This is a genomic window from Terrabacter sp. P2_E3, from assembly GCF_056403915.1.
In genome coordinates this window covers 1-13,908 of record NZ_JBFUEN010000008.1, presented here as the reverse complement: position 1 = coordinate 13,908, position 13,908 = coordinate 1, and the positions used below count along the sequence as shown (strand labels likewise).

Below are 13,908 nucleotides of genomic sequence, written 5' to 3'. Positions count from 1 at the left end.
GGCCCGGTCCGCGTTGCTGTCCACGGAGCGCATGATGGGCTGATGGACGTGCGGCTGCTCTACTTCGACGGGTGCCCGAACTGGGTGGTGGCCGAGGAGAGGCTCCGCTCGGCACTGGCCGAAGTGGGCCATGGGGACGAGCCGATTCTGCGAGTGCGGATCGAGACCATCGAGGATGCCGAGCGACTCGACTTCATCGGCTCGCCCACGATCCTCATCGACGGCACGGACCCGTTCGCCTCGGGGACGGAGCAGCCGGCCCTGGCCTGTCGCGTGTTCACGACGCCGGACGGGCGGGACGGTTCGCCGACCGTGGCGCAGCTGGTCGGCGTGCTGTCGTGAGGGTGGCTCGTGGATCCGTGGATTAGCGGTCGCCCTGGTCGCTCGGTGACGAGAGCTGGGCGATGGCCGCTCGGTTGCGAATTTCTTGGTGGTGCCCCCGGCAGGATTCGAACCTGCGACACCCGCTTTAGGAGCCGAATTTGCCCTTTTTTCAGGGGTTTGCGGGTGGCTGCTGGCGTGCGTGATCGCCTGTTGTTGTCGTGGTCTCGCGGGCAACCTGCTCGGACGCCGTGTGCCACAAATGCGCCACGCGGGTCTGCGCAGTGACACCGACGAGCCGCACTGGACGGTCTCGCGCAGAAGGCGCTTGTGGAAGCCCGCCGAGCGGGTCGTCGAGGCCACTACGCGCTCGAGGTGGGCAGCGGTCCTCCGTGGGAGCCGGCTCGAGACACGACTGCTGGGGCCTCCCTCGTCCGCAGCGCCTGAGCCCGAGCCGGAGTCTTACGCCGCTGTGGGCTCAAGCAGTCTCGTCCGTCTCGTCGGGCCCCATGGTGCCGTCGTGGAGCTCGAACTCCGTGCTGTAGCTCAGAGGTTCGAGCCCAGCCGTGTCCAGGAGTCCATTGACCCCGTCGGCGTGGAGCACTTCGGACGCAGCATTGCCTATGTCCTGCACACGCGCTTCTGCGTCCTCGGGGGAGTCTCCGGGCCATACGCGGAGGTATGCCGCCCGCCCGGCTTCGATGGTGGCATCGGGGTCCGTCACGCGGAACTCCCACTGGCCCGAGAACCTCAGAAACTGGGCGAAGTCGACTGCCTCTTCGTCGTCATCCTCGTCGTTCTCCCACTCGTCGTCATCCTCGTCGTCATCTGTCTCCAGGCCGAGGGGGAAGGACCCACACCAGTCGAATTCGGCGTCGTCAAATGCGGCTGCGAGGTCACGCAGCTTTGTTGCGGACGCCATGTACGGCTCCAGCTCCTTGCCGTGACCGGAGCGTTCGAGGTTTGCGGCGACATGAGCACGAAGGGCCTCTACGAGGTCGTCGGCGCGACGCACGTAGGTTTCACGGGCGCCGGCGGTCCATTGGGTGTCCTGGCAGTCGTCATCCACGTGTCAGACCGTATCCGGTGGGTGAGTGATCGGCCGGCGTTGAATCGCGACGTCCCGCCTTGAGCGCGGGGTGCGGTGGGGTGCGCGTAGGCGCGCCAGCGCCGGAGCGCGGGGTCCCCATCGCGGGGTCCCGCGCTCTTTCGCGCCGGAGGCGCGCTTGAACCAGTACAGAAAGTACTCACCCACCTGAAGCGCTACCCCTCGCGCTCAGGTGCGGCACGGCAGGAAGCGCCAACGTGGGGGGCATGACGAGAAAATCGCTGGGAAGGGTGTATCCGTTCAACCGTCGGGACGTACCACCCGGCACGCAGGGTGCAACCCCTTGGGAGACCGCGCACCTGTTTCGCACACTTGGCAGCTCCCGATAAGTAGGGTGCGGAGTGTGTCACAGGGGAACGCGATGAGCGGAGGGCGTCGACCACGCATCCCGACTGGGCAAGAGCGCGTGGTCATCAGTCGATCCGGCAACCGTTGCGCGTATCCGGGCTGTCGCACTCGACTCGTCTTCGACGCGGTGGACCCGGTTGACGACGACAAAGCTGTTGGCAAGGTCGCTCACATTTGCGCGGCCTCCCCTGGCGGACCTCGATTCGACCCAACTATGACCGACAAAGAGCGGGGCAGCGCCTCGAACCTGATCTATCTCTGTGGCGATCACCATGATGCAATCGACTCTCAGACCAGCCATCACAGTCGAGCCTTTCTGGAAAAGGCCAAGAAGGATCACGAAGCGTTATTGGATCGGGCTATGGCGTACGCGATTGGTGAATTGGGCTTCGAGCGACTTGAAACAGTTTGTTCTTACATGGTCTCGATTAGCGGGGTGTCTGACTCGGTAGGTCCGGTGGCGATCCCCATGGGCGTACTGGATAAAATGGAGACCAACTCCCTCACCGCAGCGTCCGGGCATAGGATAGCCGTCGGCCTGGCAGCGAGCGGAGAGGTGGCCCGGTTCATCGATTTTGCATCCCAGAGCCGCGCGGACTTTGGGTCTCGGCTGAGGGCGTTCTTCAAGTCAAACTATCTCGCTGGAATAGCGGCTGGCTTGGGCGGAGACGATCTGTTCGAGTATGTCCTCGCACACGCAACCGACCATGCCGGGCCCGAGCTTGACGAGGCGACGCGCGCGGGAGCCTTGGCTGTCGTCTGTCACATGTTCGAGATATGCGAGGTATTTGAGAATGCCAATTCTGCTGCCTGATAAGCACACGACGCTGGATCAAGCGTTGCTTGGTCAAGCGGCGTTCCTGGCTCAGCGCCTCGGCCGCGGAGTGCGAGTCGCGCGGTGGTGGGCTGACTTCCACGTCAAGTACCCCTCGTCGCCGTATGGCAGGTTCGTGCTCGCGGCTGATGTTCTGTTCGCGCTGGGCCTTATAGAGCTAGACGGAGACGTAGTCGTCGGAAAGGCGGATCAATGATTCGACGACTGACCGCGAACGTCGACACGTTCCTGCCCATTGGACTCGAACCAGGTTTGAACGTCCTGTTGGCTGATCGGGACCCGCAGGCCACAGCCAAGCATTCCCGAAATGCTCGTGGCAAGACAACAGTCATTCAAGCAATGAATTTCTGTCTGGCCGGCAACTTGATCGACCCTATGAAGGTTCTAGCAGACAAGGACTGGGTATTCACGCTCGAGCTGGACCTGCAAGGCGTGGCCATCCAAGTCAGCCGAGCCATCGGCAGGCCGAGTCAAGTGAGAGTCGCCTGGGTGGGTGAAGTTCCCGGTCTGCTGAGTCCCTTCCTTACTTCCCCCGGGGAGTTGTCGCTAGCTGACTGGAAGTTAGTATGTGGACTCGGCCTGTTCGGCCTTGACGGCGCGGGGGATGCGGCGGCTCGAAACTTGAGTGTCCGAACCTTGCTGTCGTACGTCCTGCGTCTGGATGCCACCAAGGACCCGATAAAGATCCTCCCTCAGCAAAGTGCAGTAAGCGCACGGGAACACATTGCGTACTTCACGGGATTAAACTGGTCGATCCCCGCGGACTTAGATCGCATACGGAAATCGGAAGAGGCGCTAAAGGGGCTTCAATATGTGGCCGCCGAGAATATTCTTAGCGGCCTCCCATCGGAGGAGGAGCTGCTGCTTCTCCTAGCAGACCTAGATAGACGGCGTGCTGCCCTATCTGATCAGGTGACCAACTTCACCGTATTGGATGATCGAGATGGCCTCCTTTTTCAAGCGGATGAGCTTACGCGACAATTGGTCACTCTACGAGATGCCAGTCTGATCGACCGCCGCCTCATTGCGATGTACGAGGACACCGCAAGCGTGGATGAGCAAGGCTCTGTCGCGGTTGCGGATGTCGAGACCTTGTACGAGGACCTGGAGCGAACTTTCGTTGAAGGCGCTCGAGTCGAACTTGAATCGGTTGAGGTCTTTCATGCTGCTCTCCAGCAGAATCGGCAGAGCTACATCGAGCGAGAACTCGAGTTGCTGCGTCGCGGAGATGCGGAGCGCACAGCCCACATCACGAGGCTTGAGCATGAGCGCGCACGCATGATGCGAATAATTGCGTCCTCGGGCGCGATCGATGAGCTGATCGCCCTTCAAGAGAGTCTTTCTGTCGTCATCGCAGAGCACAGTCAGGCTTTGGCTGCGCTGGCGACGATCCGTGAATCAAAGCAACGACGCCAGGAACTGCGACTTCAGAAGGCGGAACTGAGGAGTGCCGCCTCAGTAGACCTGGTAGCGCGGCAGGACGAGGTCGACACGCTAAGCGCGATCTTCAGCAGCCTTTTACACCGCCTTTATGGCCGCGGTGGCGTCATCTCAACGGACGTAGACGACTATGGTCCTAGGTTCAAGGTGTCCGTTGATTCGGCGTCCAGCGCAGGCGTAAGCAAGATGCAGCTGCTCTGTTTTGATCTGGCGCTAATGATGTACGCCTACCCCCGCGGTAGGCATCCTGGATTCTTGGTCCACGACTCATTTGTCTTCGATGGGGTGGACTCGCGACAAGTGACGGAAGCGCTGAAGATGATTGGAGAAGTGACAGCAGGAACGGGAATGCAATACGTGTGCACACTGAACAGTGATGCGGTTGTAACGGAAGAGCGGCGCGAAGATTGGTTTGTCAATTCGGTGCGACGCCAAGTAATGGACACAGAAGTCGGCGGCTTCTTGGGAGTCAATTTTTGAGACCGGCGGCACTTTCCGGCCGTGGATGCGGGTAGCGGTCACTCTGCCGTAAGCATCAAGTCTCCGGGTCCGTTTCCGGGTCATCGCCATCGGGCTCGTCGTCCACTTCCGTCTCGGGCGCGACGAACTGGGAAATCTGGCCCGTCGCCTTCCATGCCCCCATCAACGTCGGGAGCCCCACGATTGTGAGGATGACCTCGAACAGTCCTCGCATTTCGGGGTCTAGTCCCTGAGCGATGTGAAGGGTGACGATCAAGCCGCCGATCCAGATGGTTAGAAGTAGGACCCTGAAGATTTGGCGCGCGAGCCGAAGGTCCTCCTCGGTCACAACCGACACGTCGAAGGAGCTGCGGATCAGTTCCTCAAACTCGTTGTCTTCGTCGAATGACGTGCGCTCCAGTTCCTCCAGGGCGTCCGCAAGGACCAGAGGAAGGGTTTCATCGGCTTGGTCGGACTCCTGCGCCCGACGCTCAAAGACGCCTTCCAAGGCCTCGCTTGTCTTCGTCTGAGCGCCTGCAAGCCGGGTCGGGTCGAGGTCAGAGGCCCACTTGAGTTCTGCCGTCACTAGCCGCGAAAACTGCGGCGCAAGCGTGGCTTTCATCTGAGCAGAGAAGGCCGGGGTGGCGACGGCCTTACGGATGGCATCGACTTGGAGGGTCAGCGCCGGGGTGGCGACTGCCTTTCGAAAGGCCTCCAGTTGCTTGGCGTATACCGGCGTAGCGGTGGTCTTGCGGATGGCTTCTAGCTGAGCGGAGTAGGCCGATTCTGCACTGGCTTTGCGGATGGCCTCAAACTGTGCGGTGAGCGCGGGCGTGGCGGCGGCTTTGCGGATCGCCTCAAACTGCGCGGTGAGCGCGGGCGTGGCGGCAGCTTTGCGGATGGCCTCCAGTTGCGCCGCGTACGCCGGGCGCGCGAGAGATTTGCGGAGAGCTTCAATCTGCGCTGTGTAAGCCGGCGTGGCGGCGGCTTTGCGGATGGCCTCCAGTTGCGCCGCGTATGCCGGCCGCGCGAGAGATTTACGCATAGCTTCAATCTGCGCTGCGTAGGAGGGTGAGCCGGTGATTTTGCGCATGGCTTTCATCTGTTCGGCGACGCTGGGATGCTTGGGGTTGGTAGGCATAGGCCATCCCTTCAATTGAGGACTACTCGCTTTGGCGGCCTTCGGCGGCTGGCTCTGACGTGTTCCGAGGCGCGATTAGGTGCAAACCATCGTGTGCTCGGACACTCATGCCGCCTTCGTGCGCATCGAGGATTCTAATGGCGTACACCTCCGCTAGGTGAGCGGTCACGCTGTCGACGGCATGCCAAGCAACCTCTTGGGCTTCGGGGGTCTGGCGCATCGGCGTGGAGACGAGCGAGCCTCGGAAGACCAAGGCGACGATCCCGCGGGCAGTGTTTTTGTACACGCCAGTCAAGGGCCCAGGCTCAATGTCGGCGCCAGTCTCTTCTCGGACCTCGCGGCGAAGCCCGTCTTCTATCGTCTCGTCGAGTTCAAGGACGCCTCCTGGAGGCTCCCAACGACCGTTGTCGCGGCGCTTGATGAGCAGGACGTTCTCGCCGCTCTCGTCGAAGATCGCAGCGGCAACACTGACCGAGTGGCGTGGAGTCTCGGTGACGTCGTGGGTGCCCATCTGCCAAAGTGTAGGTACTACAGACGTCTGGAGGAGTGAATCATGCTGGAGCTGGGCCAGGTCGACAAGACGTCGGACACCCCTGCCTTCAAGCAGATCGCCACGGCGCTACGCCAGGCCATCGGGTCTGGCCGCATTGGTCCCGGCGACAAGGTGCCCTCCGAGACGCAGCTGAGGGAGCACTTCGGCGTTGCACGCATGACGGTTCGCCAGGCGCTGGGGGAGTTGAGCGCTGAGGGCCTGCTCGTCGCCGAGCATGGGCGGGGCGTCTTTGTCCGCGAGCGTCCTGTGGTGCGGCGTGTTGCTTCCGACCGATTCGCTCGCCGGCATCGAGAGGCTGGGCAGGCTGCCTTCATCGCTGAGGCCGAGGGTGTTGGCGTACCGTCCGTCGATGAGATCGAGGTCGGTAGTGAGGCGGCGTCTGGCGATGTGCGCGAGGCCTTGGCCCTTCCTGCTCGGTCGAGAGTAGTCGCACGTCGACGTCGCTACCTGATGGATGGCCAGCCGGTCGAGCTAGCGACCTCATACGTGCCACTGTCGATCGCGAAGGGAACCGCGATCGAGGCCGCAGACACCGGGCCGGGTGGCATCTATGCGCGAATCGAGGAGGCCGGCCATGCGCTGGCTGAGTTCTCTGAGGAAGTTGCGGCTCGGATGCCCTTGCCGGTGGAGCGTCGACGGCTGCGTCTGCCAGCCGGAACGCCAGTCCTGACGGTCCGGCGAATCGCCTTTGATACCAACGGGTTGCCTGTCGAGCTGACAGACACCGTGAAGGCGGCTCCGAGCTACGTCCTCGAGTACCGGTTCCCGGCCAGCTGACTCCAGCACTTGCTGCTTGTCTAGATGAGTGCTCTACTGTTGTCACAGAGCAACTGCTCTAGACGACTGGATAAGGAGTAGCCATGGCAATGCAGAAGCGATTCAAGGTCGGGTTCGGCGACGTGTTCCCGAACGGTGCGTTCCTCAAGGGCTCGGTGGAGCCGGTCCTGGACTTCAACGCGGAGAAGCGTGCTGATGGGTCGCGGCCGCAGCAGGTCGACCCGGAGACGGGCCTGCTCGTGTGGTCGGTGACGGTGCTGGATGCGGACGAAGAGGCCAGCAAGCGGGAGACCGCGGTGACGGTGAAGTTCTTCGCCAAGGTGCAGCCGGTGCCGCCGGAGAACAAGACGCCGTTCCCGTGGACGCCGGTCGAGTTCACCGGTCTGACGGCGTTGCCGTGGATCGAGGAGACGTCGATGGGGCGCGGTCGGATCTCGTGGTCCTTTCGTGCTGAGTCGATGATCGCTCCCGGTCAGTCGAGCCAGTCCGGCGCCTCGTCCGGCCAGGCCAAGGGGGCCGCGTAATGAGTGCCCCATTCCCGGTCGGGCTCCAACGCTCCCGGGGCGTCCCGAGTCTGGCTGCTGCTGCGGGCCAGGCTGCCTGCGCCCTGCGCGTCGCTGCGGTCCTCGTCTGGTCGGTCGTGTGTTGGACGTACCGGCACCTTCGGTGGGTGGTCTCCGTCGCATGCCTCGCGTTCGCGGTGCGGCTGCTCCCGGGCGGCCAACCGATCGCCATCCGCCTGCTGATCTTGGGCTGGGTTGTCCCTGCCTTCGTGGCGGTGGTGTGGGCTCGTTGGTGGCCGGCTTCGTACGAGCGGTGGGCAGCCGGCCCCCTGAAGCGGGCTTCGTGGCGTCGCTGGGCTCGTCGCCGTTGGCCCGTGCTGGCTCGGGAGTGTGGCCTGTCGGTTCAGCGTGACGAGCGCGCGAGCTGGTCCGCCTCCGCCATGCGAGCGATCGCCCACCGACGTCCTGCCGCTGGCTCGACGGTGTGGGTGCACCCACGGCTGTGCTCGGTCACGGCACGCGGCGTCGCCCTGACCATCACCGCGCGTGCCCGGACCGGGCAGACGGTCGAAGACCTCGAGAAGGCCGCACCCGCGCTGCCGCTGCTGCGTCGGCGCGCTCGTTCCGCTGCCGCGCCCTCTCGCCGTCGACCGTCGAGTACGTCCTGATCATGGCCGACCGCCTCGCGCCGGTCCGGCCCGCTGCAGCCCCGCTCGACGTCACGGTCGACGCTGTCTCGGTCGGTCGACGTCAGGACGGGTCACGCTGGCTGCTGCCGCTGACGGGCCGGCACACACTCGTGGTCGGCTGCTCGGGCTCCGGGAAGGGGTCGATCTTCTGGGGCGTGTGCGGTGGCCTCGCACCGGCTGTCCGCGCTGGGCTCGTCCGGCTCTGGGGTATCGACCTCAAACGTGGCGTCGAGGTCGGCATGGGCCGGCACCTGTTCTCCGAGGTGGCCACGACCCCGGCGCAGGCGCTCGACGTGCTGAACCGGCTGTTGCGGGTGGTCGACGAACGCGGGCACCGGATGGCCGGCGTCACCCGGCTGCACCAGCCGACTTCGGCGGATCCGCTGCATCTGCTCGCCATCGACGAGCTCGCCGTCCTGACCGCGTACGCCGACCCGGAGATCCGCAAGGAGGCCTCGCGGCTGCTCGCCGAGGTGCTGACCCAAGGCCGCGCCCTCGGCGTCATCGTCCTGGCATGCGTGCAGGACCCGCGCAAGGAGGTCATCGGCCTGCGGGGGCTGTTCACCCAGACCGTCGCGTTGCGGCTGCGGTCGGCCGACGAGACCCGGATGGTCCTGGGCGACGGCGCTGCGGCCCTCGCGCCCGCACACCGCATCTCGCCCTCCACCCCCGGCACGGCATGGGTCATCGAGGAGGACGGGTCTGCCGATCGGGTCCGGGCGGACTACTGGCCCGACGACCTCGTCCGCGACGTGGCCACCCACAACCCAGCGCCCTACGTCCCGGACACCGCGGCACCCGTCGAGCCTGTCGCGCCTGTCCATGACGCCGAGGCCGACCGCGGATCGGTCGTGGACGTCGAGCCAAGTGGCGTTACGTCGGTGCGGTCACGGAAGCCGCGGTCCCCGCGCCAGCCGCGGAGTCGTCCCCGATCCCGGCCAGCAGGCCAGTCGTCCTCATCCGCGGCGGGTTCGGGCAGCGGGCCGGAGGCGGCCTGATGACCACCCAGACTGCCCGCGGCGTCCTTCACGGCCGTCCCGACTCGACGCTCCGGAACCTCGCCCGCGGCGGCTGGAAGGAACGCGGCACCTGCAACCAGATCGACCCCGAACTCTGGTTCGCCGACACCAGCCGACGCGTCAAGGCCCGAGCGGCATCCATCTGCGCCTCCTGCCCGGTCCGCCCACAGTGTCTCGCCTGGGCGCTCATCTTCGATGAGGAGTACGGGCTGTGGGGTGGCCTCGACGCGGCCGAACGCCTCCCGCTTCAGCGACGGCTGACCACGGGGGAGCCCCTGCCGGTCGTTCTCGCCGACGCGATGGGGTCGCCCTTTGCCGCCCCGCCCATCCCGAAGGCCGCGTGACCCCGTGACGGTGCAGCAGTCCAGCCCGACATCGCACCACGCCGAACCGGGATCGTTCCCCGGCTACAGCGCGGACGCCGGGCTGGACCTGCCCGACCTCTCACCTCGCCTCGAGCAAGAGATCACCCGCCGGCTCATCTCCCGCGACTTCGACGCCTGGGCCACCACCGCCGCCCGAGTCGGCCATTGCACCAAGCCGATCCGCCTGCGCGGCCACTCCCAGACCATCGACGCGGCCACGGGCGAGGTGCTCGGGTCGTACTCGTCGGACGAGGAACCCCTCGGTGTCCTGCATGTCCGCTGCGGCAACCGTCGAGCCTCCGACTGCCCCTCCTGCTCCCGCATCTACGCCGCCGACACCTTCCACCTGATCCGGGCCGGAGTCGTCGGCGGCAAGGGCGTCCCCGACACGGTGTCGGAGAACCCGTTGGTGTTCGCGACCCTCACCGCGCCTTCGTTCGGCCCGGTCCACGGCACCCGCAACGGGCGCCGAGGCCGCCCTGACCGGCCCAAGGACCAGGCAGAGCGGTGCGTGCATGGTCGGTCGACGGCCTGTCATGTCACCCACGTCGACAGTGACCCGATGCTCGGGCAGCCGCTGTGCGGAGACTGCTACGACTACCGCTCGCACATCGTGTGGCAGTGGTGGGCTCCCGAACTGTGGCGCCGGTTCACCATCGCGTTGCGCCGGGTCCTCGCCCGCGCGCTGGGAATGAGCGCCCACCGGCTCGCGCAGGTCGCGACCGTCCAGTTCGCAAAGGTCGGCGAGTACCAGCTGCGCGGCCTCGTCCATTTCCACGCCTTGGTCCGCGTCGACGGTAAGGCGACCGACGGGGACTCGCACGCGCCGGCCCCGGCCGGGATCGCCGCCGCCCTGCTCTCGTCGGCAATCGAGACCGCCGCCGCGAGTGTGTGGTTCGACGCCCCGCCCTAGGTCGGTGGTGACCTGGCGCGGCGGCTCCGGTTCGGCAGCCAGGTCGACGCCCGACCCGTCCGTGACGCCCACCGAACTGACGACCCCGAGAATCAGCTCGAGGCCGAGCAGGTGGCCGGCTACCTCGCGAAGTACGCGACGAAGTCGGCGACCGACTCGACCGACACGGCCAGCCCGCACCTGCACCGGCTACGCTCGACCATTGCCCAAACCGTCGACCGGCAGCGCTTCGAAGCGGCCGCAACCGACGCGCCCATGGCCGAGCACCCATACGCGCTGCTCAACAAATGGGCCCACATGCTCGGCTTCCGCGGCCACTTCTCCTCCAAGTCCCGGCGCTACAGCGTCACCCTCGGCCGGCTGCGTCGCGCCCGCGCCCGGTTCCAACGCCGCCTCGCCACAGCCAGCCGCGAAGGCCGCACCCTCGACACCCGCGACCTCGACGACCTCCTCGCCGACGACGACACCGAGACCACCCTCGTCGTCGGCCACTGGACCTACGCCGGATCCGGCTGGGACACCGACGGCGACGCCGAACTCGCCTGCGCCGCCGCAGCCCGCGCCCGCGAACACGCGCAATGGCGAGCCGCCCAACCCCGCAAGCAATCCAACTGAGAGAGAAGGATCGGAATGAGAACACCCCCGGTGCCCAGCGCACCCAAGAACCCGGCCCCGACGTGCGACAAGCTCTGGACCGTCGACGACGTCTCGGCCTTCCTCGGGGTTCCGAGGAACACGCTGTACCAGTGGCGCACCCGTGGAGAGGGCCCGCCGTGTGTTCGCCTGGGCAAGCACCTGCGCTTCGACCCCGACCGGGTCCGGGCGTGGTTCGGCGACCAGGTGGCTTGAGGTGGCCCACGTCGTCAAGGACAGTCGCAACGGGCGGTGGCTCGGCTCGCTGGCGCGACCCGTCCGGGCGGCAGCGCAAGAAGTCCTTCGGCCGCAGGGTCGATGCCGACCGGTTCTTGGCGGCGCTCATGGCCGACCTCTACCGCGGCACGTACATCGACCCTGCAGCCGGCAAGCTGCTGTTCGCGGCATACGCCGAGACGTGGGGCAGGGGACTGGCGCACCTCAAACCCTCGACCGCCGACCGGTACCGCGACACCCTGCGGACGCACGTGCTCCCGCAGTGGGGTGGGTGGCCGATCGGGCGCATTGCGCACTCCGACGTCGCGGGCTGGGTCGGTGACCTGGCGTCGTCGGGACTGTCGGCGGGATCGGTCCGCAAGATCTACCTCGTCACGTCGCTCGTGCTCGACGGGGCGGTGCAGGACGGCCGGATCGCGCGGAACCCGGCCAAGGGCGTCCGGCTCCCGAGGCAGGTCCGACGCGAGCCGCGGTTCCTGACCCCGGAGGAGCTCGCGCGCCTCGTCGACGCTGCTGGGGCGCACGGTCTCGCCATCGCGGTGCTCGGCCTGACGGGTTTGCGGTTCGGGGAGTTCGCCGCCCTGAAGGTGTCCCGGCTCGACGTCGAGCGGCGCCGCCTGACCATCTCCGAGAGCGTGACCCGCGTCGGCTCGACCATGGTCTTCTCGACGCCGAAGACTCATCGGACCCGCTCGGTCCCGGTGCCGCCTGCCCTGATGCCCGCCCTGCTCGGCATGTGCCAGGGCAAGGAGCGCGACGACCTGCTCTTCCCAGCCGCGATGGGTGGTCCGATCATCCTGAACAACTGGCGACGCCGAGTGTTCGACCCGGCCTGCGTGGCGGCTGGCCTCGATGGCGTGACTCCGCACGACCTGCGCCACACGGCGGCTTCACTCGCGGTGCGCGGTGGCGCCAACGTCAAGGCGATCCAGCAGATGCTCGGGCACGCGTCGGCCGCGATGACGCTCGACATCTACGCCGGACTGTTCCCCGACGACCTCGACGCGGTGGCGCTCTCCTTGGACATCCATGTGCCACAGATGTGCCACAAGGGGCCGGTCGACCTCATCGAGGGGGAGTTGGCCGATGAGTGACACCGGCTCTGACCTGCGAAAACGTGTGGTGCCCCCGGCAGGATTCGAACCTGCGACACCCGCTTTAGGAGAGCGGTGCTCTATCCCCTGAGCTACGAGGGCGGGGCATGGCTGGAACCCTCGCTGGAAACCTCGCAGCAAGGGTCGCTGTAACCCTCGCTGTCACGAGGCCCTGTCGGGCCGACCAACGGGGACAGGCTACTGGACCCATGGCGCGGTCTCGCGCAGGGCTGCCGTCGGCGCTATGACACGCACCCATCAGCGGGATGGTCGGACTTCGACGGAGCCGTGGACTAGCTGTCCCTCGTGGCCGGCTCGTGGACGTACGTCACGCGCTTGCCCATTGCGTCGGCATACGCGATCTCGCGCCGGGTGGCCTCTCCGATGTAGCCGCCGGGGTTCACGATTCTCACCTCGTCTGCGAGGTCGATCCGGCGGAGGTGCAGCTCTCCCAATGAGCGGACGAGGGAAGGGCCCGGCACGGACACCTCGGTGGCCTCCGGAGCCAAGACGATCGCCAGATCGAGCGTCAGGCGCGTGCGCTCAGCCGATAACTCGCTGCCGAAGCGCAGGGAACCGCACAGACAGACGATCTTTGGGCGATCAACTGGCACGTCGGACATGGGCACCTTTCAAGAGCCAAAGAACCGGCAGTCTCTCATGATGCGTAGCCGGGCACGCCTCGGTAAAGCCGGGTCGTTCCCTCAACCGCACGTTCTCCCAGCGGCCCGATCCCTCGCGGAGCGGCATGACAGGCCGTCGGCCTGACCTTGGATGTCGCGGTCCTCCTCGGAGGTGTTTGATACATATCTGTGCGACGGCGCGCACCCAGTTGAAAGAGCCGAGGGTCCTGGTTGATCGGCCGCATGGAGAGCGAGGACGAGGGAGTGCGTGAGGGCGTTTGGGCGGACTTGCTGATTCGGGCAGCCATCCTGGCGGCATGTCTTGGTGTGACTGGTTGGGCGTATGGCAACGGTCACGACGGTCAAGTCCGGATCGGTGGTGTACGACGGTGATCCGTTGAGGTCGTTCGTTCAGGCGGTGATCGTGGCGGCGATCAGGTCGTTCGGTACCTCCTCGGGCTTGTCGTCAGCGGAGCGCTCGGTGAGGACGGCTCGGGCGTTCTTCAGCGCTTCCAGGCCGAGGTAGCGGCGCTGCTCGGCCCACTCGTCGTGCTGCTCCGCCAGCACCGCTCTGACGAGGCGGATGACGGCCTCGCGGTTTGGGCGCCGCTCTCGTCAAGCGGCGTCGGAGTTTGTCTTTGGCAGCGGTGGCTTTTGGGCTTGCAGGTCGCGGATCATGGCTCGGTACACGACGGCAGCGAGGTGGCGTTTCAGGCACCGTCGAGCTTCGGCCGCGCTCTTGCCCTCGGCGCGTTTGCGCGCGAGGTATATGCGCGCGTCTGGGTGCCATCGCGCTTGGGTTCGGGCGATCGTGAACAGGGCACGGTTGAGCTGGCGGTTCCCGCCGCGG

General features: G+C 66.0%; 14 protein-coding genes, 1 tRNA gene and 3 pseudogenes. 11 read left to right on the top strand and 7 right to left on the bottom strand.

Annotated features, from left to right (window positions below):
- Nucleotides 1-42: 42 nt before the first annotated feature.
- A complete protein-coding gene (locus tag AC1DW8_RS11395; protein WP_478094090.1) occupies nt 43-342 on the top strand; it encodes a thioredoxin family protein in 300 nt (99 codons plus the stop codon).
- 457 nt (nt 343-799) lie between these two features.
- Here the strand turns inward: AC1DW8_RS11395 and AC1DW8_RS11390 are convergent, their stop codons facing one another.
- The gene (locus AC1DW8_RS11390) at nt 800-1,390 is read right to left on the bottom strand and encodes a hypothetical protein (protein ID WP_478094088.1); all 591 of its coding nucleotides are present in this window, start codon (nt 1,388-1,390) and stop codon (nt 800-802) included.
- Between the two features lie 601 nt (nt 1,391-1,991).
- Between AC1DW8_RS11390 and AC1DW8_RS11385 the strand changes: the two genes are divergently transcribed.
- Genes AC1DW8_RS11385 through AC1DW8_RS11375 form a run of 3 tightly spaced genes read left to right on the top strand, consistent with a single transcriptional unit; the run spans nt 1,992 to nt 4,532 of the window.
- A complete protein-coding gene (locus AC1DW8_RS11385) occupies nt 1,992-2,591 on the top strand; it encodes a hypothetical protein (RefSeq protein WP_478094331.1) in 600 nt (199 codons plus the stop codon).
- On the top strand, nt 2,485-2,808 hold the full coding sequence (locus AC1DW8_RS11380; protein ID WP_478094086.1) for an ABC-three component system middle component 6: 324 nt from the start codon (nt 2,485-2,487) through the stop codon (nt 2,806-2,808). Before AC1DW8_RS11385 ends, AC1DW8_RS11380 begins: the two co-directional genes overlap by 107 nt.
- Entirely contained in the window at nt 2,805-4,532 is a 1,728-nt protein-coding gene (locus AC1DW8_RS11375; RefSeq protein ID WP_478094084.1) for a DUF2326 domain-containing protein, read from the top strand. Before AC1DW8_RS11380 ends, AC1DW8_RS11375 begins: the two co-directional genes overlap by 4 nt.
- 55 nt (nt 4,533-4,587) lie before the next feature.
- On the opposite strand, the gene AC1DW8_RS11370 is transcribed toward AC1DW8_RS11375, so the two are convergent.
- On the bottom strand, nt 4,588-5,652 hold the full coding sequence (locus tag AC1DW8_RS11370; RefSeq protein WP_478094082.1) for a hypothetical protein: 1,065 nt from the start codon (nt 5,650-5,652) through the stop codon (nt 4,588-4,590).
- A gap of 22 nt (nt 5,653-5,674) precedes the next feature.
- Nucleotides 5,675-6,163 carry an NUDIX hydrolase gene (locus AC1DW8_RS11365; protein ID WP_478094080.1) on the bottom strand — a complete coding sequence of 163 codons (489 nt, stop codon included), beginning with the start codon at nt 6,161-6,163 and terminating at the stop codon, nt 5,675-5,677.
- A 42-nt stretch (nt 6,164-6,205) separates the two neighbouring features.
- Here AC1DW8_RS11365 and AC1DW8_RS11360 point away from each other — a divergent pair, with 42 nt between their 5' ends.
- From AC1DW8_RS11360 to AC1DW8_RS11330, 7 genes and pseudogenes are all read left to right on the top strand, one after another.
- The gene (locus AC1DW8_RS11360) at nt 6,206-6,982 is read left to right on the top strand and encodes a GntR family transcriptional regulator (protein ID WP_478094078.1); all 777 of its coding nucleotides are present in this window, start codon (nt 6,206-6,208) and stop codon (nt 6,980-6,982) included.
- 83 nt (nt 6,983-7,065) lie between these two features.
- Entirely contained in the window at nt 7,066-7,506 is a 441-nt protein-coding gene (locus tag AC1DW8_RS11355; RefSeq protein ID WP_478094076.1) for a plasmid replication, integration and excision activator, read from the top strand.
- A 649-nt stretch (nt 7,507-8,155) separates the two neighbouring features.
- Entirely contained in the window at nt 8,156-9,172 is a 1,017-nt protein-coding gene (locus tag AC1DW8_RS11350) for an FtsK/SpoIIIE domain-containing protein (RefSeq protein WP_478094074.1), read from the top strand.
- Nucleotides 9,172-9,537, top strand: a complete 366-nt coding sequence (locus AC1DW8_RS11345; protein ID WP_478094071.1) for a WhiB family transcriptional regulator — start codon at nt 9,172-9,174, stop codon at nt 9,535-9,537. Before AC1DW8_RS11350 ends, AC1DW8_RS11345 begins: the two co-directional genes overlap by 1 nt.
- Before the next feature lie 4 nt (nt 9,538-9,541).
- A pseudogene (locus AC1DW8_RS11340) lies at nt 9,542-11,086 on the top strand (replication initiator).
- A gap of 15 nt (nt 11,087-11,101) precedes the next feature.
- On the top strand, nt 11,102-11,320 hold the full coding sequence (locus AC1DW8_RS11335) for a helix-turn-helix transcriptional regulator (RefSeq protein ID WP_458801522.1): 219 nt from the start codon (nt 11,102-11,104) through the stop codon (nt 11,318-11,320).
- A 128-nt stretch (nt 11,321-11,448) separates the two neighbouring features.
- The gene (locus AC1DW8_RS11330; RefSeq protein ID WP_478094069.1) at nt 11,449-12,435 is read left to right on the top strand and encodes a tyrosine-type recombinase/integrase; all 987 of its coding nucleotides are present in this window, start codon (nt 11,449-11,451) and stop codon (nt 12,433-12,435) included.
- A 26-nt stretch (nt 12,436-12,461) separates the two neighbouring features.
- On the opposite strand, the gene AC1DW8_RS11325 is transcribed toward AC1DW8_RS11330, so the two are convergent.
- From AC1DW8_RS11325 to AC1DW8_RS11310, 4 genes and pseudogenes are all read right to left on the bottom strand, one after another.
- Nucleotides 12,462-12,537 (bottom strand) — tRNA-Arg (locus AC1DW8_RS11325).
- A gap of 191 nt (nt 12,538-12,728) precedes the next feature.
- Nucleotides 12,729-13,058: a hypothetical protein gene (locus AC1DW8_RS11320; RefSeq protein ID WP_056781334.1), complete on the bottom strand. Its 330-nt coding sequence runs from the start codon at nt 13,056-13,058 to the stop codon at nt 12,729-12,731.
- A 411-nt stretch (nt 13,059-13,469) separates the two neighbouring features.
- Nucleotides 13,470-13,661 (bottom strand): annotated as a pseudogene (locus AC1DW8_RS11315) (IS256 family transposase); the annotation flags it as partial.
- A gap of 12 nt (nt 13,662-13,673) precedes the next feature.
- Nucleotides 13,674-13,908 (bottom strand): annotated as a pseudogene (locus tag AC1DW8_RS11310) (IS110 family transposase); the annotation flags it as partial.